Origin of the sequence: Limnothrix sp. FACHB-406 (assembly GCF_014698235.1) — a bacterium.
Taxonomy (GTDB): Bacteria; Cyanobacteriota; Cyanobacteriia; order CACIAM-69d; family CACIAM-69d; genus CACIAM-69d.
The window spans coordinates 61,187-80,906 of sequence record NZ_JACJSP010000015.1; the positions used below are offsets into that span (position 1 = coordinate 61,187).

18 protein-coding genes are annotated in these 19,720 nt (G+C 57.3%); 10 read left to right on the forward strand and 8 right to left on the reverse strand.

From position 1 onward, the window contains the following. Positions 1–16: 16 nt before the first annotated feature. From fmt to H6G53_RS14200, 3 genes are all read right to left on the reverse strand, one after another. Positions 17–1,030, reverse strand: coding sequence for a methionyl-tRNA formyltransferase (gene fmt / locus H6G53_RS14190; protein WP_099535296.1), 1,014 nt, complete (start codon positions 1,028–1,030; stop codon positions 17–19). Positions 1,031–1,124: 94 nt separating this feature from the next. After that, a complete protein-coding gene (locus H6G53_RS14195; protein ID WP_190533989.1) occupies positions 1,125–2,087 on the reverse strand; it encodes an OmpA family protein in 963 nt (320 codons plus the stop codon). Between the two features lie 91 nt (positions 2,088–2,178). After that, positions 2,179–3,318 (reverse strand): pentapeptide repeat-containing protein, encoded by a 1,140-nt coding sequence (locus H6G53_RS14200; protein ID WP_370567183.1) that lies wholly within the window; start codon positions 3,316–3,318, stop codon positions 2,179–2,181. A gap of 128 nt (positions 3,319–3,446) precedes the next feature. Between H6G53_RS14200 and H6G53_RS14205 the strand changes: the two genes are divergently transcribed. The 3 genes from H6G53_RS14205 (at position 3,447) to H6G53_RS14215 (ending at position 5,418) form a co-directional block, all read left to right on the forward strand. After that, complete coding sequence (locus tag H6G53_RS14205; RefSeq protein WP_190534075.1) at positions 3,447–3,680, forward strand: hypothetical protein; 234 nt, start codon at positions 3,447–3,449, stop codon at positions 3,678–3,680. 96 nt (positions 3,681–3,776) lie between these two features. Beyond that, a complete protein-coding gene (locus H6G53_RS14210) occupies positions 3,777–4,940 on the forward strand; it encodes a pyridoxal phosphate-dependent aminotransferase (protein ID WP_099535303.1) in 1,164 nt (387 codons plus the stop codon). 208 nt (positions 4,941–5,148) lie between these two features. Beyond that, entirely contained in the window at positions 5,149–5,418 is a 270-nt protein-coding gene (locus H6G53_RS14215; protein WP_190533992.1) for a hypothetical protein, read from the forward strand. A gap of 59 nt (positions 5,419–5,477) precedes the next feature. On the opposite strand, the gene lptC is transcribed toward H6G53_RS14215, so the two are convergent. The 4 genes from lptC to H6G53_RS14235 all read right to left on the reverse strand — a co-directional run bounded on the left by lptC (position 5,478) and on the right by H6G53_RS14235 (position 10,668). Then, positions 5,478–7,193 (reverse strand): LPS export ABC transporter periplasmic protein LptC, encoded by a 1,716-nt coding sequence (lptC, locus tag H6G53_RS14220; protein WP_190533994.1) that lies wholly within the window; start codon positions 7,191–7,193, stop codon positions 5,478–5,480. A gap of 279 nt (positions 7,194–7,472) precedes the next feature. Further along, on the reverse strand, positions 7,473–8,078 hold the full coding sequence (locus H6G53_RS14225; RefSeq protein WP_190533997.1) for an NYN domain-containing protein: 606 nt from the start codon (positions 8,076–8,078) through the stop codon (positions 7,473–7,475). A gap of 205 nt (positions 8,079–8,283) precedes the next feature. Further along, positions 8,284–9,897 carry a methionine--tRNA ligase gene (gene metG, locus H6G53_RS14230; protein WP_099535311.1) on the reverse strand — a complete coding sequence of 538 codons (1,614 nt, stop codon included), beginning with the start codon at positions 9,895–9,897 and terminating at the stop codon, positions 8,284–8,286. Positions 9,898–10,200: 303 nt separating this feature from the next. Continuing rightward, the gene (locus tag H6G53_RS14235) at positions 10,201–10,668 is read right to left on the reverse strand and encodes a hypothetical protein (RefSeq protein WP_099535313.1); all 468 of its coding nucleotides are present in this window, start codon (positions 10,666–10,668) and stop codon (positions 10,201–10,203) included. A gap of 121 nt (positions 10,669–10,789) precedes the next feature. Here H6G53_RS14235 and H6G53_RS14240 point away from each other — a divergent pair, with 121 nt between their 5' ends. After that, the gene (locus H6G53_RS14240; RefSeq protein ID WP_190355843.1) at positions 10,790–10,969 is read left to right on the forward strand and encodes a hypothetical protein; all 180 of its coding nucleotides are present in this window, start codon (positions 10,790–10,792) and stop codon (positions 10,967–10,969) included. 210 nt (positions 10,970–11,179) lie between these two features. Then, positions 11,180–13,030, forward strand: coding sequence for a glycosyltransferase family 61 protein (locus tag H6G53_RS14245; protein WP_347343155.1), 1,851 nt, complete (start codon positions 11,180–11,182; stop codon positions 13,028–13,030). 25 nt (positions 13,031–13,055) lie between these two features. Here H6G53_RS14245 and H6G53_RS19005 read toward each other — a convergent pair whose 3' ends face one another. Then, positions 13,056–13,178, reverse strand: coding sequence for a hypothetical protein (locus H6G53_RS19005; protein ID WP_255512374.1), 123 nt, complete (start codon positions 13,176–13,178; stop codon positions 13,056–13,058). Between the two features lie 89 nt (positions 13,179–13,267). Here H6G53_RS19005 and H6G53_RS14250 point away from each other — a divergent pair, with 89 nt between their 5' ends. The 5 genes from H6G53_RS14250 to H6G53_RS14270 all read left to right on the forward strand — a co-directional run bounded on the left by H6G53_RS14250 (position 13,268) and on the right by H6G53_RS14270 (position 19,686). Then, positions 13,268–13,918: a helix-turn-helix transcriptional regulator gene (locus H6G53_RS14250; protein WP_190534003.1), complete on the forward strand. Its 651-nt coding sequence runs from the start codon at positions 13,268–13,270 to the stop codon at positions 13,916–13,918. 569 nt (positions 13,919–14,487) lie between these two features. After that, positions 14,488–15,162, forward strand: coding sequence for a MotA/TolQ/ExbB proton channel family protein (locus H6G53_RS14255; RefSeq protein WP_190534005.1), 675 nt, complete (start codon positions 14,488–14,490; stop codon positions 15,160–15,162). Next, positions 15,143–15,559 carry a biopolymer transporter ExbD gene (locus H6G53_RS14260; protein ID WP_190534008.1) on the forward strand — a complete coding sequence of 139 codons (417 nt, stop codon included), beginning with the start codon at positions 15,143–15,145 and terminating at the stop codon, positions 15,557–15,559. Before H6G53_RS14255 ends, H6G53_RS14260 begins: the two co-directional genes overlap by 20 nt. 50 nt (positions 15,560–15,609) lie before the next feature. After that, positions 15,610–17,010 carry an energy transducer TonB gene (locus H6G53_RS19095; RefSeq protein ID WP_190534011.1) on the forward strand — a complete coding sequence of 467 codons (1,401 nt, stop codon included), beginning with the start codon at positions 15,610–15,612 and terminating at the stop codon, positions 17,008–17,010. A gap of 153 nt (positions 17,011–17,163) precedes the next feature. Further along, entirely contained in the window at positions 17,164–19,686 is a 2,523-nt protein-coding gene (locus H6G53_RS14270) for a TonB-dependent siderophore receptor (protein WP_190534014.1), read from the forward strand. The last annotated feature ends 34 nt before the right edge of the window (positions 19,687–19,720 follow it).

The window sequence follows — 19,720 nt, forward strand, 5'->3', positions numbered from 1 at the left end:
TCGATCGCACCCAAACTCAAGCATCGGGGCCTAAACATTCGCCGGGTTGCAGGTGCAGGCCGTTGGCAAAGTCCCAGCCAGCTTGCGGCCGTTTGCCCGCAGGCACCAATTGGCGCAACAGCAAGTAATCTTGCCCAGTGCGCACCACGGGCCCCCATCCCTTGAGAATGCCAACGATCGTTCCGGGTGGCCCCGCGATCGCCTGCCACTGGGCCTGTAAATTCTCCCATTGGGCGGCGAGGGAACCAAAACTCTCGGGTAATTGAGACCAAAATGCTGCACCCAAAGGGGCCGTTTCCAATAGCTTCAGGCCGTTGCCGCGCAACTGGCTGTGGCCGTTGGGGATCATGGCCCGCACTTGGTTATGGATGGCCAAAGCCGAGTGCGACCAGTCGATCGCCCATTCCTCTTTTTTGATTGGTGGGGCGTGGGTGGCTCCGGCCGGTTGGGCTTGAGGTTGCAGCGACCCATCGGCCAAACCGTGCAGGGTGGGGGGCAACAGATCCGCCGCGATCGCTGCCAACCGTTCCGCCAAGCTTTGGGCGTTGTCGAGGAGGTCGATCGGGGTGTCGCCCCGCAGCAACATCGGGCCCGTGTCCATCCCTTCATCCATCAGCATGGTGACAATGCCCGTGAGGCGATCGCCCGCTTGCAAGCACCGCTGAATCGGGGCCGCGCCGCGATAGGCCGGCAGGATGGAGCCATGGCCATTGATGCAACCCAACCGGGGCATGGCCAACATTTCCGCCGACAGCAGTTGTCCATAGGCCACCACCACAAAGGCATCGGCTTGGGTGGCACGCAGGCGATCGAGGGTTTCGGGATCTTTTTTGACCCGATCGGGCTGCCAAACCGGGATGCCCGCCGCCAGGGCCAGTTGCTTCACCGGGGAAGGAATCAGGTCGCTGCCCCGTCCCCGCCGTCGATCGGGTTGGGTCACCACGGCCAAGACTTCAAAATCTGGCTCATTGATCAGGCGCTGCAAACTGGGAACCGCAAAGGTGGGAGTACCGAAAAAGACAAGCCGCATGGTGATAGGAAAAACAAAACGGTCGGAGGAGCGATCGATCCTGAACCCAACGCAAGCCAAACACCGTGACCAGCGGGCTGATCGGGGGTGTCGATCAGGGGTTCATCAACGGTTCAATCACAATTTCAATTCGTCGATTGCGTTGCTGGCTGGCGGGATCCGGGTCAGGCGTGAGGGGCCGGCTGGCCCCGAAGCCGGCCGTAACCCAACGGTAGGGGCCCGTGAGCCGATCGGCCAGGTATTGACCCACGGCCTTGGCCCGGCGCAGGGTTAATTCTCGGTTGGCCACCGGATCCCCGATCGCGTCGCTGTGGCCGGCAATGCGCACGGTTGCGCCTGGGTAGTTTTGCAAGTCGGCGGCAATGGTATCCAGAATGGCTCCGGCTGCCGGTTGCAGGTTGCTGTGATTGTCCTGAAACAACAAATCCGTCGGGAGAGCGATGGTGAGGCGGCCGGCGGTTTGGGTGGGGGTGGTTTGGGTCGGGACGCTCTGGGTAGGAGATGACGGGCTGCGGGGATTGGCTCCCGTGCTGTTCAGGGCTTGGGCGATCGCCTGCACCCGTTGCTCGATCGGCCCCGTGGGATTGCGATTGCCCAACTCCCCTTCAATGGCCGTGGCTTCCCCAATCAGGGCGTTCAGATCCGCTTCGAGGGCTTGCAGTTGGGTTTGCAGGGCCTTGCGTCGATCGGGGCTGAGGGGGGCAGTTGGAACCGGCGATGCACTCAGGGTTGGGCTGGGGCTGGGAATGGGGACTGTGGGTAAGGTGAGCGGGCCGGGCGATCGGGGCCAACGGGTTAACCATTGATCCAACTGGCGCAGGGCCAATTCCAACGGTGGGGTGCTGGTGATCGTTCCCGGAACCCAGCGAGCGGCAGCTACCCCGCCCAAAACCCCTGCAATCCCCAGTCCCAACAGCAGGGCCAGCCGCAACAGGGCGACAAGCCAACCCCAAGGGCCCGGCCGGCGCGATCGAGCCGGAGGACGACCGGGCCGGCGCGATCGGTTCCGATTGGGTTGGGGATCTGGGGTGGGCGGTAGTTCAAACGGCGATTGCAAAACTCAAAACGTCCTATGGCTTGACCTTGAGGTTGACCGGGAGATGGACCAGACGGGACTGTTTCCATTCTAGGCTGGTTCTTTGCTGGGCCTAGCGCCCGAGCTTGTTTTCAATCCCTTCGCAGCCGCCGGGAATTGTGCCGCGTGTGCGTTCCCCGCCCCACATGCAGCAATAGACCCGATCGGCCTCGGAAAGATCAACCACGCCGCTCAAGTCGGCATTTTCAATCACGGCTCCGGTGCCTTCGCCGGTTTGGTAGTTGGCTTCGTCGTCCTCGCGCGATCGGGGCGTGGTGGTTTCCAAGTTGCCATAAAACAGCCTGACTCCCTTCAAGTCGGCTCCCCGCAAATTGGCCTCAAATAGAATAGTGCGGCTGAGGTTGGCCCGGGTTAAGTTGCAACCGCTGAGGTCGGCTCGCACCAGGTTCGTTTCCCCCAGGTCAACCCACCGTAGATCCGTGCCCTGAAGGTCGGCCCCCGCCAACATCACGCCCAGGTCAATGACCCGCACGCCCCGGGCCCGATCTTCTTCATAGCCGCCGGAACCGTCCAAGATGGGCCGACCCAGCAGGCGATCGCGCTTGAGGGGCGTAACCAGCTTGGCTTGGGACAAAAAGCGCACAATTTTGGCCTTGCCCTCCGCATCCACACTGCCCAGGATGGCGGCGGTGCGGCCTTCCGCGATCGCCCGTTCTTGGGGCCAATCTTCCAAAAAACCCTGCTCATCCAAGGCCAAGTCGGATACGCCTTGGAAATAGGCATCGATGGTTTGCTGTTGGGTAATCCGGTTTTGCTGAATGGTTAAATCCCGCGAGAGCACGTATTGTTGCCAGGCCACATAGACCGCCAACACGGCGATCGCAATTTGGCCCAAGGCTCCCAGGGCTTCACTGATGGCTCCCACCGCATCCCAATTGATGCTGAGGCGGGTTCCCTGTTCCCCTTGCGATCGCTCCGTGCCCCACAACAGCAGCAACCCAAAGACCCCAATGATCGACCCCAAGGCCCCCGCGATCGGCACGCGCCAGGAGACGGGGATCAATTGAGTCCAGAGCTGGCTGCGAAACGGCGTGAGCAACCACAGACCCGTGCCCAAGGCTCCCAAGCCACCCATTAACCCCAGCCAGAGATTGCCGGAAATTAGCCCCATGGCTAACAGGGCGATCGTGGTGGGAACAACCACCGTGGTCAGGGTGCGGGATAGGGGTGAGGCAATGCGATCGACCAGCATCGATCGACCACCCGGCCCGATTCCCCCCTCCGATTTTTCAACAGATAAGCTCATGCCACGGCTCCTTGCTCGACATCCTACGCTATATCGATATATCGATTGAAATGTAAGGATTGAAATGTAAGGTCATGGCTGAAAAGCCTGAAAAGGCTGATCGGTATTGTTTCTACCCAACGCCTGAGCAAGAGTTACGGACGCAAGCTTGGGACGAGCGACAAGAGCGCATGGAATACGCTCAAACATTTTCCATGTTGGCTGAACTCTGCAATTTCCAAAATGCCAAGGGCCAATCATGGCCCCAAAACTTCTTTAAAACGGTAGCAATTGATTTTGACGCAGGCTACAGTTCCCTGAGAGACTAGACCATTAACGCCAGCCACGAGCTTGTAGCGCTGCCGACCGGCAACCTTGGCAACGCCTGATCTGGCAGTCATCCCTAATGTGAACTTCCGAGAAACATGAAACTAGCGGCGCGGGTCGGACAAGTCACCCCCTCCATCACGCTCGCCATCACTGCCAAGGCGAAGGCCATGAAGGCGAGCGGCCTGGATGTCTGTAGCTTCAGCGCCGGGGAGCCAGACTTCCCCACTCCGGCCCATGTGGTGGCGGCAGCCCAAAAGGCTTTGGATGAAGGCAAAACTCGCTATGGCCCGGCGGCTGGGGAACCGGCCCTGCGCCAGGCGATCGCCCAGAAGCTGAACCGTGATAACCGATTGCCCTATGAACCGGAGCAGGTGATTGTCACCAACGGGGGCAAACATGCCCTCTACGGTTTGATGATGGCGATGATTGAGGCGGGCGATGAGGTGATTATTCCCGCGCCCTACTGGCTCAGCTATCCGGAGATGGTGGTGCTGGCGGGGGGCAAGCCGGTGATTGTGCCCACCACCGAGGAGACGGGCTACAAGATTACGCCGGAACAGTTGCGATCGGTGATTACGCCGCGCACCAAGCTGCTGGTGATGAATTCGCCATCAAACCCCACGGGCAAGGTTTACAGCCCCGACGAAATTCGGGCGATCGCCCAGGTGGTGATTGAAGCGGACATTGCGGTGGTGTCCGATGAAATTTACGAAAAAATTCTCTACGACGGGGCCGAGCACCTGAGCATTGCGGCCGTGGAGGGCATGTTCGATCGCACCCTGGTTTGCAACGGGTTCGCCAAGGCCTATTCCATGACCGGCTGGCGGGTGGGCTACCTGGCGGGGCCCCATGCCCTCATTAATGCCGTGGCCACCATTCAGGGCCATGCCACTTCCAATGTTTGTACCTTCGCCCAGTTTGGGGCAGTGGCGGCCCTGGAAGAGTCCCAAGACTGTGTGGCGGAAATGTTGGCGGCCTTCACGAAACGGCGATCGGTGATGTTGGAACGGATTCGGGCCTTGCCGGGGATCACCTGCTCAGAGCCGGAAGGTGCGTTTTATCTGTTCCCAAATATTGCGCAGTTGGGCCTCGGGTCGATCGAGTTTTGCCAGCGCCTCCTGGAGGAGTTCCAAGTGGCCACGATTCCCGGCTTGCCCTTTGGGTCAGATGCCAACTTCCGCCTGTCCTATGCCACGGATCTGGATACGATTTTGCGGGGCATGGATCGACTGGATAAGTTTGTGGCTTCTTTGCAGTAGGCGGCCATCAGCGTTCAATCAGGGCGCTGAATCCTCGGTCGTGGCTTGATTGGGGGATTCAGCGCCAGGGTGAATCAACGGCTGAGTGTCTGGCTGTCTGGGCTGCTGGATGTTTGACGGTTGCTTGAGATGGGTTGATCGCGTGATTCACCGTTTCAGGATTAATCAACAGTTCAGTTTCCGAACACCATTCAGTTTCCGAACAGCTATGAACCGCACCACCAATCCTTTGCAAATTTGGCAGTTGGCGACCCCTAAAGACCGGCGGGAGTTTGCTATCGGACTGCTGCTGGCCCTATCGATGGGGATGGGTGTTGAGTTGAGTTCTCAGAACTTCTATATCGGTTTATTTGCCGGTTTCGTGATGTTGAGCTTGGCGCAACAGCAGTTGACGACGACGGTGCTGTTGCGGGAGCTGGGTAGGTTGCGGGAGCTGGTGGATCGATCGGGCGATCGGGCTGAGGATGGGCCCGCCTGAGATTTTGTAGATCCTGAACGGGCGATCGAACCCAGGATCGTGGATTCTGCGGATCGATCCTAAGGGCCAAACAGGTTCGAGAATGGATCTTCAAAAATGCCGGTTTCTGTCCCCAACAGGGCCGGCGGAATAGGCGGCAAGGTGCTGGGGATGGGGGGCGGGCCCACGGGCGTGGCAGCGGGCCCCGGCGCGGGCGCACCAACGACGGGACTGGGCGCGGGTGCAGGGGAAGCGGCGGCCTGGAGATTTTCCGGGAAGAAGGTCGATCGGGCGCGGCTGTTGCCCCCGGATTGCAGGAAGATTGCGCCGTCTTTCATGGAACCCACGCCATAGTTACCCCGGGAAATGAGGAAGGGGTTGGCCTGTTGATAAAACACATTGCCAAAGGCTTGGAGCTGCTGATCGCGCATGGACCAAATCAGCCGATCGCTGCTGAGGTTGGCGCTGCGGAGGCGGGACACACCGCGCACATTGCCCAACATTTCGGCATTTTGGTTTTTGAGATCCATGAATCCCCGATCGGCGTTTAACACCACCTGCTGTTGTCGTTCGTAGACCGTCACGGGGCGATCGGCCGTCAGGGACTGGGCTTGGAATTGCCAAATCAGGGAATCGCTGGCCACGTCTACCCCAGGATTGCCGGTGCTGACTTGGGCTTGGTTACGCAAAAAGGCAACGCGATCCTTCAAGCTCACATCTACCAAGTTGCCCACGGCCCGATCGGAAATGACACAGCGACCGCCCGCACAGTTAAACCGCTCGATGATGGTGCGGGTGTCGCTGCTGACCAGTTGCGGTTTCTGTTGCCACACCACCCGCTGGGATTGCACCCGCACGGCGGGATCCTGGCGCACCCCCACCACGTTGCCGATCGCCTGGGCCACTTGGTCTTTCATTTGCCAAATGATTCGATCGGCCCGCAGTTGCATCGGCGGGTTTTGGCCGGTGGCAACGGCCTTGCCCTCTGCCTGGGCCACTTGGTCTTTCATTTGCCACAACACCCGATCGGCCGTCAGCCGGTTGGCTCCCTTGTTCTGGACGGCGACCACATTCCCGATCGCCTCGCTGACTTGTTTTTTGCGTTGCCAAACCAGTCGATCGGTCGTCAGCTTCATCTCGGGCTTGCTGCCGGTGGCCACCACCTTCCCGATCGCCTGTAGCTCATCGGCCTTCATTTGCCAAATCAGCCGATCGCTGTCCAACTTCATCTGGCGATCTTTGGAGACCAGCTTCACCGCCTGCGCCATCTCCACCCGGCGATCGCGACTAAACGCCACCGCCTCCTGGGATTGGATCTTGGCTTGGGGATGATTCAGCGTTACTCCGCCCTTCATTTGCAGTTGGAACTTCGCGGGTTCCCAAGTGGCAGAACCGCCTTGGAATTCCATCTTTTCCCGCAAATCCTTGGCGCGCAAGTTGCCGGAAACCTTCAAAACTTGCCCGTTTTGTTCCACTTCCCCCTGTTTGGCCGTGATCTCATAGACCACCTTGCCATCCTGGAACAGCTTACCCTTCACGTCTGACAATTTGGCCAGCTTGCGATCGCGAGAATAGCGTGCCTGGTTGGCCCGCACTTCCCACAACACCTGCCCCTGCTTGTCCGCTCGGTTCAGGGTCAAGTTATCAAACACCAAGTCTCCTTGGAAATCCTCTGCGGCCTTCGTGTCGGCGGCAATTCGTTCCTCCCCTCGGTTGCGATTGCCACAGGCCGTGCTCAGGCCGGCAATCAGTGCAAGGGCGACCAGTCCCCGAATAGCGCGAGTTGGAAAGCTCATAGGTGCAGCAGCGGTTGATCCTGAGTCTGATCTTGGGTTGGCCCCTAGGTTGGATTCTGGGTTGGATCCGGCTGAATTCGTTGGGGTTGAATTCGGCTCGATCGTGGCCGAGGGGGCTAACCCATGGGCGATCGCTGGGGATCGAAAAACCGCGATCGTCAACCGCAATTCTAAAGGCGAACGGGCAGGGACGGGATTGCCAAGGTCAGTTTCTTGCGGGGCTGGGCCCCAGCGGGCTGCCATGCGTATCGCAACTGAGGGTTGCAATGGGGCGCAAGCTTAGCTCTCTCTCTCTAAACGCTCTTCATCCGCATGGGGTAAGGGATGGTAGGTGTAGCCTTGGCGGGGGCTTTTTTTGATGTCGTCCTTGATGGCATCCAAATCAATATAGCGATCGGCCACGTTGATTAAATTGTCGCTGGTCATCGATCGCAAGCTGACCACTTCCACCCGGGCCCCGCGATAGCTAACCGCATCCACCGCATAGGCTAAATCCCCATCGCCACTGACCAAAATGGCCGTGTCATAGGAACCCACCAGCGCCATCATGTCCACGGCGATTTCCACATCGAGGTTGGCCTTTTTGGATCCATCGGGGAGTTGCACCAAGTCCTTGGCCACCACTCGATAACCATTGCGCCGCATCCACAACAAAAAGCCCTGTTGCTTTTCATTGGTGCGATCGACCCCGGTGTAAAAGAACGATCGCAACAGCCGCGATCCGGCAGTCAGGCGGCAAAGCAGTTTGGTGTAGTCGATTTCAATGCCCAATTGCAGCGCCGCATAGAACAAATTCGAGCCATCAATAAAGATGGCCACCCGCCCTCGATTTTCCAGAACTTGCTCTGGCGTAAAGATCGGATCTCGCTCCATGTTGCTATTCATGATTGTTATGCCTCGTCGTTTAAAGAAGGAGATGGAACCCGCTCGATCGCCAGCCCATCGAAAAAGGTTTCAAAGGTTCTTAAAGAGCAAAAAGAAAGAAAAAGATCATCAAAAGCTCGGGACTTTTCAGGAGAGTTCTAGCAACTCCCTTCACGATAACCCGATCGCTCCGGTGGTCAATTCCAGTGCAATCGGTGCTCGCAAGTTACTGCGGCATTTCCAGCTTTTGGAACACGGGTTGCGGTTCCGCCAGCCCTTGCCCTGTCGGTAGGCCACCCCAATGGCCATGCCCCCCCAATTGCTCCCGCAGGGACGGATCCGCATCCACGCGATCGAAATCCACCGCAAACCCCAATTGGCCATAAATCCGGCTGCTCAGTTGAGGCACGATCGGGGACAGCCAATAGGCCGCCAACCGCACCGACTCCAACACCGCATACAGGATTGCTTCCACAGCCGCCCGATCGCCCTGTTTGAACTTGGTCCAGGGAGCCTGCTCGTCTAAGTACTTGTTGCCCGTTTGAGCCAACATCAGCACCGACTGACAGGCCTCGTGCAGCGCCATGGCCCGGTAGGCCCGCCCCGCGCGATCGCCCAACGTCGTGCCCAATTGGCGCAACGGATCCGTTTCCGCCACCGTCACCGACGGCACCCGACCCTCGCAATACTTGTGGGCCATCTTGAGGGTTCGGTTCAGCAAATTTCCCAAATCATTCGCCAAGTCCGCATTCACGATATTAATAAACCGCGTTTCATTGAAGTCCCCATCGCGGCCAAACTCAATTTCCTTGAGGAAGTAGTAACGAACCGCATCGCTACCATAACGATCGATCAACGCCACCGGATCGATCGTATTCCCCAGCGTTTTGCCCATCTTTTGGCCATCTTTCGTTAAGAAGCCATGACCAAACAACCGTTGGGGAATCGGTAACCCAGCCGACATTAACATTGCTGGCCAATAAATGGCATGAAACCTCAGGATATCCTTACCAATCACGTGGGTACTGATTGGCCACCAATGCCTCAGGGCATTCTCCAGCGTCGGGGCTTCACCGGGTTCTAACAATGCCGTCACGTAGCCCAACAGCGCATCAAACCAGACATAAAGCGTGTGCTTGGGATCATTGGGCAGCGCGAATCCCCAGTCAATATTGACCCGTGAAATGGAGAAATCTTGCAGCCCCCGTTCCACAAATGCCAACACCTCATTGCGGCGACTTTCCGGTTGAATAAACTCCGGATGGTCTCCATAAAATTGCTGCAGCGCTGTCTGATATTTGGAGAGCCGGAAAAAATAATTTTCCTCATCGCGCCACTCAGCCTGCTTGTTGGGATGCACCAGGCAATGATGATCCTCCGTTAGCTCCCGCTCTTCCTTAAACTCTTCGCAGGAAACGCAGTACCACCCCTGTTGCTTTCCAGAATAAATGTCCCCCGCAGCCCAAACGCGCTCAAAAAATTCCACCACAATGGCGCGATGCCGCTCGTCCGTTGTCCGAATGAAGCGATCGTAACGGATATTCAGCTTTTGCCAGAGATCGGCGAAACCCTGGACAATTTCATCACAGTGTTCCTGAGGGTTTTTGTTGCGTTCCTGGGCTGTCCGCTCGATTTTTTGGCCATGCTCATCAGTGCCGGTAATCATTAGCACCGGGTGCCCCTGTAACCGATAAAAACGGCCCACCGCATCCACCGCCATCGTGGTGTAGGCACTACCGATGTGGGGTAATGCGTTGACGTAATAGAGGGGGGTTGTGATCGTGAAGGGGGACGGTTGCGGGGGCGGCGGGGAACTGGTCAAATCTTCGGTGACAACCATGGATCGGCAGACGAGATTAGGGGGATTTGTTAAGCGGAAAAACTGAGTATTTTTTCACAGCTTCTTAGAATACGGCCGAACCGAGCTTGCCGTCTATGGAGTACGGGGTGGGAGTCTGGGAGGATTGCAGGAATTTGGGATCCAATTTTGGGCTTCAAGTTAACCAAACCGGGGGACTGGGGCCAGTTTTACCCTAGGCGATGAGGGGGAAAAGCGGAGAGAACGATCGGGGTTTCCATAGATTTGTGCAGATTTGCGCGGAAGATGCCCCAAAAATGCCCCAGAGATGCCCTAAAAATGCACTCACTCTGCCGTTAACCGGTAGGGGCTGCGCATCCCGGGTTTGAAGGTTCCAACCCAAACCTCGTAGGTGCCAGCCGGCCACTGGGGGGCGGTCACTTGGGCGGAAGCCGTGCCCACGGTGTCATCGCCACACAGGAGCAGCCCATTGGGGCCGCGCACGGCCAAGGTGGTGTCGTCTTGGCCGCTGTTGACGCTGAGGGTCAAGTTGGCGATCGGGGTTTGCAGGGTCAGGCGGTGATTGGGACTCAGGGAGCTGAAGCCAAGGCAATCGTGGCCCGCCTGGTCGGTCGATCGCCCCAGAACAGTGGAGGGCAAGTCATGGGAGCCGATCGCCGTGCCGGTGAGGGAACCTTTGGGGTTGCCGTTGGAAAGGGTCAAGTCCCCATCAATGGAAGTCTGGGCGATCGCGCGGGTGGCCCAGCAGCTCACCATGGCACAACCTAAGGTCAAAATCAGGGCAGGTTTCACGGTTCAAGGTCTCCAATCGCAAGCTGAATGGGTACTATTCAACCTATTCTCAGCGGTGCGACCTTGGCCCGCCGTTTCGACCTATTTTTGATCCGACTGTGGCAGTTCCACGGAGACAAAGATGCCGTTAATTTTGGGGGCGATCGGGGCGGTGGCCCTGCTGTTGTTTTTGGACTGGACTGTGGTGGGGGCTTTTGTGGCCGTTGTGCGCGGCTGGGTGGGTTGGGTGCTGCCGTTGCCCGGTTGGTTGGCGGCCGTTGGGGGATTGGCTTTTTTGGTTTGGTGTCTGAGCGAGGATTAGTGTTGAAGATTGGGTGTTGAGAATTGGGTGCTCAAGATTGGGCGCTCAAGATTTAGATGCTTTGAACACTGCAAAATTCTCACGGGGTTCGATCGCGGCGACGACCGCCGTGTTTTTCCTGCATAGTTTTTCCTGCATAATCTTGTAGCCAATAGACTTATAGCCAATAGATAAGCCCAAGCCGGTTTCCTGACTTACGCCTTGGATGATGTGTCCATCTCCTCGGTCTTGAAGCGGAAATATGCGCTGAAGCAACCCGTTAGGAATGCCCAAGGCATGAGTCGGCCCTGGGGCATGGTTTGGGTGAACGGGCATCCCCCACAGCCGATCGTGCGATCGAGGGTTTTGATTTTGAGCTTGTCGCCTTCCCAACTCCTAGTTTCCTGGTCTTCGGCTGACCTTGACCCGCAGCCAGCGGCCCTGGCCAGGGTGGCTGAGTTGCGATCGACCCTGCGCCAGCAACCGATCGGGCCAGAAGCAGCGGTGTGTTATGGCCAACTGGGAGCCGCACTGGCAATGTTGGGGCGACGAGTGCCGGCCCTGTGGGCGTTTTTGCATCAGGCCCTCTGTGCCGGTTGGGAAGACGCGGACTTGGCCTACCAGGAATATCACCTGCTGCCAACCTGCGCGATCGAGCAGCAAGCCCACGCCCATCACCAACTGGCCCTGTGGCTGCGCGATCAGGACTGTTGGCTGGGGGCCCGCCTGGCCTTGGAGGAGGCGATCGCCCTTGATCACAACTCCCTGACGGCTTGGACGGCCCTGGGCGATTGGTGGCGAGACTGTCCCGACCCAGCCTTGGAACCGGAGCGGGTCGATCGGGCCCTGGCCGCCTATCTTCAGGCCTTGTATCGCAATCCCACCTACCGCCGACCCTACGATCACCTGTTTCGGTTGCTCCAGCGGGCTGGCCGCTTCGAGGATGCCCTGTCCTGTGGGCGCAAGTGGGTTCCGCGCTCCCTGGTGCTGGCCGATCGCCAGCAAGTGCCCCAGGAATTGCCCGCCGCCACCTTGGACTATTGCCCGATCGACCCGGCCGATCGGGTGCAGCTCAGGGCTTCCCGATCGCCCCTCGGAGAGCCGCCCCATCCCGACCTTTGCGCCACTGAATACGAAGTTGATCCCACCTTTGTGGTCACCCTGCCCCAGGGCCGAGCCTGGACGGATCATTACACCAGCGCCATTTTTACCGAAACGGGCGCATTGGTTCAGGAACTCTCCCTCGGGAGCGTGGAGTTGGTGGCCCTGTCGGAGCAATTGCCGCCGCCGCGCCGGGTGGCGGGAACCGTGGCCCTGTTGTCGGTAGCGGGGGGGTCAATGTTTTGTCACTGGTTGCTGAATCTCCTGTCGCGGTTGCGGCTGCTGGCCGATGCGGGCTGGACGTTGGATCAGTTGGACTATGTGGCGGTGAATGAACAGGAATATCGCTACCAAACGGAAACCCTGGAACTGTTGGGCATTCCGCCCCAAAAGCTGATTATTAGCAATCCAGACGATCGCCATATTGTGGCCGATCGGTTGGTGGTGCCTTCTCGGGTCGATCGGGCCACGCCTTGGATTTGCGACACCCTGCGGCAACTGTTTTTGCGACCCGCCATTATCCAGTCCATGGCCCCGCACGATCGGCTCTACATCAGTCGTGATTGGGCCAAATATCGCCGTGTCGTGGACGATCGCCAACTCAGTGATTGGTTGGTGCGTCAGCATGGATTCAAAATCGTGCTGCTGGAAAGTCTGTCCTTTGCCCAACAGGTTTCCCTTTTGGCCCAAGCCAAGGTGGTGATTGCGCCCCACGGAGCTGGCCTCACCAATCTGGTTTTTTGCCAACCGGGCACGATCGTCCTGGAACTGTTTTCACCGCGCTATGTGCCCAGCTACTTTTGGGAAATTGCCGACCTGATTGGCCTAGCGCACTATCACCTGGTGGGTGAACCCCTAGATCACTATCCCGATCCGGAGGCGATTTTGAACTATCGCTTCTCGGATCCCGGGGCTGATGGGATTTGGATTCCGTTCGATCGCTTCCAAACGGCCGTCAACTACCTGTTGACCGAGGGTTAACCCAGAGCGCCAATCCAGCGCCAACCTAGAACTGCTCGATCGCCCCAATTTCCCGCCGTTCTGCCGCCTTTCCCATCCTTCCTCCGCAAGCCTGCCCCCCTCGATCGGGTGCATCCGGTTGTTGACTGCGATACTTTTTGAAAGTCATTTGCATTTAAAATAAATGCCAACTTTTGAAACTGCTAGCAATTCCTAATAATTCCATTCCTAAATTTCACCAAAAATCACTTATCTAATATGGCTCCTGGCATCTCTGACGATGACTGGCGGGACTTGTGGCAAGCCAGCCGCCAGATGGCCCACCCCTTCAATTCCCAAGATTCCCCCGATTTCCAAGATTCCCCCGATTTCCAAGATTCTCCCGATTCCACCGATCCATTGACCCTAATCACGCCTGCGATGCAAGTGGTGCTGCAACAGATGCTCCATTGCCCCCACCACGGCGCGATGAGGCAGATGTATTTGGAAAGTAAGTTCGTGGAACTGTTGACCCTGTGGTTAGCTCAAGCGGAAGACCAAGGGGGAGCCGATCGACCCATCGCCGATCACTCGCTGCCCCTGAAGGGATCTGACCTCGATCGGATTTACCAAGCGCGGGATATTTTGCTGCAACGGTTCCAGACTCCCCCGTCCTTGACGGATTTGGCGCGACAGGTGGGGCTAAATGACTGCACCCTGAAGCGGCAGTTTAAGCAGGTGTTTGGCAAAACCGTCTTTGGCTATTTACACGATTACCGCATGGAGCAAGCCCGCCGTTGGTTGCTCGATCGCCAGTGGTCTGTGACGGAAGTGGCCCGGCGAGTGGGCTACACCAACCTTTGCGCTTTCAGTACGGCATTTCGCAAAAAATTTGGCCTCAGTCCCCGATCGTTCCAGCGACAAGGCTGAAACTGATGGCCGGTCGAGGGTCAAGGGGCGATCAAGGGACTGCCGCGCGATCGCCCCTTGACCCCAATTTCACTAAAAATTCCGTTTCGCCAAAGAAAAATTCCGTTTCAGCAAACTTTTGTTCCCCATTTTCGGGAAATGACACCGTAAGATCATCTCGCTCATTAATTGAAAGTAGTTCTCAACTGAGAGGTTCGGCGGTGGCGCTCCACCGTCACGCTGGCTGGCGCGAGGGAATTGGCGCGGCTCGTGGACTGAAATTTGATGACTGGCAAACCCATGACCAAGGGCGCTTGAACAGTAGAAACGTCAGCTCAGAATAAAAAACGTCTGAAACATCAAGCTTGATCCATTTGCCTCCAGCCGCCGTAACCAACAAGAACCAGTAAAAAACTTGAACCCTTTGTTTTCATTGCTGTTTCGGTTTTACAAGCATCTCAGAATAAATTTTTGAAAAATCTCCTTGAAAATCAAAAATGAACCATTCATTGATGAGCATTAAGTGAGCATTTATTGGCATTTTTTGCAAAATTTGCAAGCAATTCGTTAATCAGGTGGGTGAAGGAACGATGCAAAAATTGGGTGAAATTTTGGTGGCGGCGGGAGCAGTTGCGGTTCCCCTCACATTGTTTTCAGTGTTGGCGATCGCTCTAATCATTGAGCGTGTGGTGTTTTGGTTTCGGGTGAATCGTCGGCAAACCAAAGTGATTCGGGAAGTGCTGGATCTCTATGAATTTGATCCACTGTTGGCTGTGGAAAAACTCAAGCGAAATCTGGATTTACCCCTGGGGCGCATTTTCCTGGCGGCGGCTTCCTTGGATGAGGCTGAACCCGATGAAATTGCCCTAGCGATCGATGGGGCAACCCAAGCAGAAATTCCGGTTTTAAAGCGCTTTAACAACATTTTTGACACGATCATTACCCTGTCGCCGTTGTTGGGATTGTTGGGGACAGTGTTGGGGCTAATTCAATCCTTCAGTTCTCTGAATTTGGGTGATGTGGGCGGTGCAAAAACCACCGCAGTCACCTCGGGAATTAGCGAAGCCTTGGTTTCTACGGCGTTTGGTTTGGTGGTGGCGTTGTTCACGCTGTTTTTTGCCAATACGTTCCGAAGCTTTTATCTGCGGCAAATTGCCCTAATTCAGGAATATTCAGCGGAACTGGAATTGCGGCATCGGCGCTATTTGAAAAAAATGCAAGCCAAACAAACAGGAGGAGCAACCTATGCGCAGGCGAACCATTGATGAACCAGATTTGCCGCCTCGGATTGAAATTGTGCCGATGATCGATGTGATCTTCGCAATTTTGACCTTTTTCATTATGTCTACGCTCTTTTTGGGGCGGTTTGAAGGGTTGGCGGTGAATTTGCCGAAAGCCCAATCAGCCAAGCCCCAAAAGGTGATTCGAGCCACGGTGACCCTCGATCCGCAGGGCGGTTTATTTCTGAACAAAACCCCCGTGACGATCGAGTCTTTAAGCGCAGCCATTCGAGGACTTCAACAGTCAGGACAGGATTTAACAATCGTCCTGAATGCGGATGGTTCTGTGACGCACGATCGGGTGGTGGCGGTGATGGATCGGGTGCGCCAAGTGGAGGGAGCCAAACTGGCGATCGCTACCCAAAAACCCACCCAGCCCTAAGGAATTGCTCACCTGTTTTTGCCCGATAGCTTGATGGTTTAAATCCGCCTATGGACAGCTCGCAACTGATTGGTCAGCAGCGCCAAAAGGAATCTCGGTGGCTGAAACGGTTTCTGTTTGGCAGCGTTTGCGGGTCGATCGCCCTGCATGGGTTGGCCTGGGGGTGGCAAGTCCGCAACTGGTGGAGCGATCGCCCGGCGACCACCGACAGCGAAATGGAAGTGACCATTTCCAACGTCACGCCCGATCGCCCGCCGGAACCCCTGGCCACGCCTCCTTCGACCGACCCCGTAACCAATCCACAGCGCGATCGGGTTCCGCTGGCTCCTCAGAGTCAGGCTCCCTTGAAAGCGGGCGAAGATGCGCCCACCCGCAACCCCAATCCCACGGGCGATCGTGACCCGATCGCCCCCGGCACCAGTCCCACGGGAGACGCGCCGGCCATGGCCACGGGCACCGGCCCGCTTAGCGATCCCAACGGTACAGGGAACGGGTTTGGCAACGCCAGCCAAGCCACCGGATTCACCTCGGGCGCACCGGACGGCGATCCCGAGGGCACGGGGTCGAGCGATGGGGAACCGGCTGGCACGCTGGAGGGGCCGCCCGTGACCAGCCCGCCGCCGAGTCCGCCGCCCGCCCCCGCGCGATCGCCCGGCCAGCCCCAATGCGTGAGTTGTCCCCTGCCGCGCTATCGGGGTACGGAAGCCAGTCCCCGCGTGGATTTGCGGATTCGGCCCGATGGCAGCGTGGAGGTGCGGTTGCGCCAATCCAGCGGCAACCCGGCGGTCGATCGCGAAACCCTAGAAGCGATGCGCCAATGGCGTTTTGACCCGCAAACCGTGCCGGAAGGAGGCCTGCGCCGCCCCATGCGCGTCACCTACGAGGAGGAGGGATCGCGGTTCCAGCGGGCTAACGAGGCCCGTCGTCGCGAGGAGTCCGAACGTCGCCAGGTCGCGGAACAGGAGGAACGGCAACGGGCCGCCGATCGCCCCACGGAACAGCCCGCACCGACGGCCGATCGCCCCATGGAGCGACCCACCGAACGAGCCCCAGAGCGCACGGCGGAACAACCGGCCAGTCCTGCCCCCGCGGCCACCACCCCGGCCGCCGCGCCCGCCGCCCCGGCTCCTGTCGATCGGGAACCGCGCCCCAATCGCTCCACTGCGCCCAGCAACACCAGCGATCCGAGTCCCAGCCGGCCGGCAGCTCCGGAACCGGCCCGCCCCGCAGTGGTGGCCCCCGCCCCTGCCCGATCGCCCGTGGCCCCAGCGGAACCACCGGCCCGCAGTCCCGCCGCCGAGGCCCCGGCCGCGCCGGCCCGCCGCAGTCCGCGCCCGACCCGATCGCCTCGGCCCCGGCGATCGCCCCCGCCCGTCCAGGCGGCCCCCGCCCCAGCGCCCGTGGCCCCCAGCGCTCCGGAACCCGCCCCCGCCAGCAGTCCCGCCGACTAGCGCGATCGAACACCACTGATGCCCTATCCCGGATCCACCGTTGCTGCGGTGTGATTCCCGATCGTGCTGGGCAGAATTCGGGTGCGATTGCTCTGGCTCAAGGGTTTGCCCGTTTTGAATTTGCTGTTTTGAGCTTGTTTTTAGGAAACTCCCATGAACCCTGCATCTCCCCTCTCCCTGTCGGTTTTGTTGGTAGCGATCGGGGCGCTGGCTGCTCCCGCTGGGGCTGAGTCAGTACCACCGGAGCCGCTCAATCAATTCCGCAGCAACGCCCCCGCCACTTCGGTGGAGTCCTGGCTGGCCCAAGCCGATCGCCCGGCCACCGTCACCCGTGTGGTGGTCACGCCCCTGGCTGATGAGCTGGAAATTGCCCTGGAAACCCCAGCCGGTCAGTCCTTGCTGATTGATGCCAACCAATTTCGGGCCGAGGGCAACCAACTGATCGCCGAGATCAGCAACGCCAGCTTGGTGCTCCCGGAGGGCGAGGAGTTTAACCAAGCCGATCCCACCGCTGAAGTGGCTGCGGTGCGGGTTTGGCAGATTGCGCCCGATCGCATCCAAGTGGTGGTGACGGGTCGCAACGGTTTGCCCACCCAGGACGTGACCTTGGCCACGGGTGACTTGGCTTACAGCCTGAACGTGGATGCCAATGCGCCCGAAGAAGAATTGGTGGTGACGGGGCAGCGATCGCCCAGTTACCGAGTTCCCAACGCCTCCAGCGCCACCGGTACAGACACCCCGATTCTGGAAACGCCTTTCTCGGTGCAGGTAATTCCCCAAGCCGTCCTCCGCGATCAGCAGGTGATCAATATTGAAGACGCGCTGAACAACGTGAGTGGCGTGGCTTTTGCCGGCAGTAATGGCAGCCGGGAAGCTAGTTTCAGCATTCGCGGATTCGGCAATCAGTTTTCCACTGGGGCCCCGTTGTTGCGAGATGGATATCGCATTTATGGGGGCTTTCAAGCGATTCCGGAAGTGGCCAACCTTGAACAAATTGAAGTGTTGAAGGGGCCGTCTTCGATTCTTTATGGACAAATTGAACCGGGCGGCATCATTAACCTGGTTTCCAAGCAACCGCTTGATCAACCTTTTTATGAAGCAGAATTCCAGGCTGGCAGCGATGCTTTAGTGCGCCCCCGCATTGATTTCAGCGGCCCCTTAACCAGTGATGGCAGTCTGCGCTATCGACTGAATGCTCTCTATCAGCATCAATCGCCTTTTCGGGACTTTGATACGGATATCAACCGCTTTGCGATCGCGCCGGTTTTAGCTTGGCGAATCAGCGATCAGACTGACTTATCTTTCAATCTGGAATATATCCACCAAAAGGGGCCGGCAGACTTTGGCATTAGCCGCTTTGGGGATGGTGTTGCTCCCGTTTCTCGGGAATCTGTGATCAATAATCCCGATGATTCAATTACCACTGAATACTTGAATACCGGGTATCAATTTGAGCACCGCTTTAGTGACAATTGGAAAATTCGCAATGGTTTCCGCTACATCAACTACACCTATGACTACAGTGTTATCGCCTTGCCGATCATCGTGAATGATGCGGAGATCACTCGCTTTTATGCTGATCAAGATGGGGATGACCGCTCCTATACCGCGCAAACTAGTGTCATTGGAAACTTCAAGACTGGTTCCCTAGAACACCAAGCAACAATCGGTCTCGATCTCAACTACAGCGAGTTCGCGATCGAGACTTTGTTTGATACGGCTAATCCGAGCACGATCAACATTTTCAATCCGGAATATGAGCAAGTGCCCAAGCCCGATCGCTCGGATTTGCCGCCCTTTCAAGATGATGTCACAACCACCACTCGCCTAGGAATTTACCTGCAAGATCAGATCAAGCTAACCGATAACTTGATGATTATTGCCGGGTTGCGCTACGACACGATCGATAGCAAAACCGATCAAAAATTGACCGATGAAAGCAGCAGTTTTAACGCGGATGCTTGGACACCACGCCTTGGAATTTTATATCAGCCCATTCCCGAATTAGCCCTCTTTGCTAGCTATTCCCAATCCTTTCGTCCCACGACGGCCACCAGTTCCAGTGGTGCAATTTTGCCCCCGGAAGAGGGCGAAGGATTTGAAGTAGGTGTGAAGGCCGAATTGTTCGATCGTCGCCTGCTTGCTACCCTCACTTACTTCGACATTGCCAAGCAAAATGTTGCGGTTTCAGATCCCGAAAATCCCCTTTTTTCTGTTGCTTCCGGTGAACAACGTAACCGAGGAATTGAGCTGGATCTGATTGGGGAACCATTACCCGGTTGGAAAATTTTGGGTTCCTATGCCTACATCGATGGCGAAGTTACTGAAGATACCGATGAGTCCTTAATTGGTAATCGACCGGCTGGGCTGGCAAAACACAAAGCTACTCTTTGGACAAGCTATGAAATTCAGTCCGGTTCTTTCAAAGGATTGGGATTCGGAGTGGGGTTTGAATATGCGAGCGATCGCTATGGAAACTTAGCCAATGACTATCGATTGGGTGACTATCTGATTGGCAATGCAGCGATTTTCTATCAGAGAGATAACTATCGATTTGCTTTGAATTTCCGCAACTTCACTGATGAAAACTACATCAAAGGAGCCACGGGAAATGAAGGCGGTATTGAAGTGGGTTCACCCTTCACAGTCACAGGATCAGCTTCAATTCGGTTCTAAATTTCGTAGGAAATGATTCCAATCATTGTGTTGA

Coding starts and splice junctions, on each gene's coding strand:
- fmt (WP_099535296.1), bottom strand. CDS start 1,030: ATGCGGCTTGTCTTTTTCGGTACTCCCACCTTTGCGGTTCCCAGTTTG.
- H6G53_RS19005 (WP_255512374.1), bottom strand. CDS start 13,178: ATGACTTTCAAAAAGTATCGCAGTCAACAACCGGATGCACCCGATCGA.
- H6G53_RS14270 (WP_190534014.1), top strand. CDS start 17,164: ATGAACCCTGCATCTCCCCTCTCCCTGTCGGTTTTGTTGGTAGCGATC.
- H6G53_RS14260 (WP_190534008.1), top strand. CDS start 15,143: ATGCGCAGGCGAACCATTGATGAACCAGATTTGCCGCCTCGGATTGAA.
- H6G53_RS19095 (WP_190534011.1), top strand. CDS start 15,610: ATGGACAGCTCGCAACTGATTGGTCAGCAGCGCCAAAAGGAATCTCGG.
- H6G53_RS14215 (WP_190533992.1), top strand. CDS start 5,149: ATGAACCGCACCACCAATCCTTTGCAAATTTGGCAGTTGGCGACCCCT.
- H6G53_RS14250 (WP_190534003.1), top strand. CDS start 13,268: ATGGCTCCTGGCATCTCTGACGATGACTGGCGGGACTTGTGGCAAGCC.
- H6G53_RS14240 (WP_190355843.1), top strand. CDS start 10,790: ATGCCGTTAATTTTGGGGGCGATCGGGGCGGTGGCCCTGCTGTTGTTT.
- H6G53_RS14255 (WP_190534005.1), top strand. CDS start 14,488: ATGCAAAAATTGGGTGAAATTTTGGTGGCGGCGGGAGCAGTTGCGGTT.
- H6G53_RS14225 (WP_190533997.1), bottom strand. CDS start 8,078: ATGAATAGCAACATGGAGCGAGATCCGATCTTTACGCCAGAGCAAGTT.
- H6G53_RS14205 (WP_190534075.1), top strand. CDS start 3,447: ATGGCTGAAAAGCCTGAAAAGGCTGATCGGTATTGTTTCTACCCAACG.
- H6G53_RS14210 (WP_099535303.1), top strand. CDS start 3,777: ATGAAACTAGCGGCGCGGGTCGGACAAGTCACCCCCTCCATCACGCTC.
- H6G53_RS14200 (WP_370567183.1), bottom strand. CDS start 3,318: ATGCTGGTCGATCGCATTGCCTCACCCCTATCCCGCACCCTGACCACG.
- metG (WP_099535311.1), bottom strand. CDS start 9,897: ATGGTTGTCACCGAAGATTTGACCAGTTCCCCGCCGCCCCCGCAACCG.
- lptC (WP_190533994.1), bottom strand. CDS start 7,193: ATGAGCTTTCCAACTCGCGCTATTCGGGGACTGGTCGCCCTTGCACTG.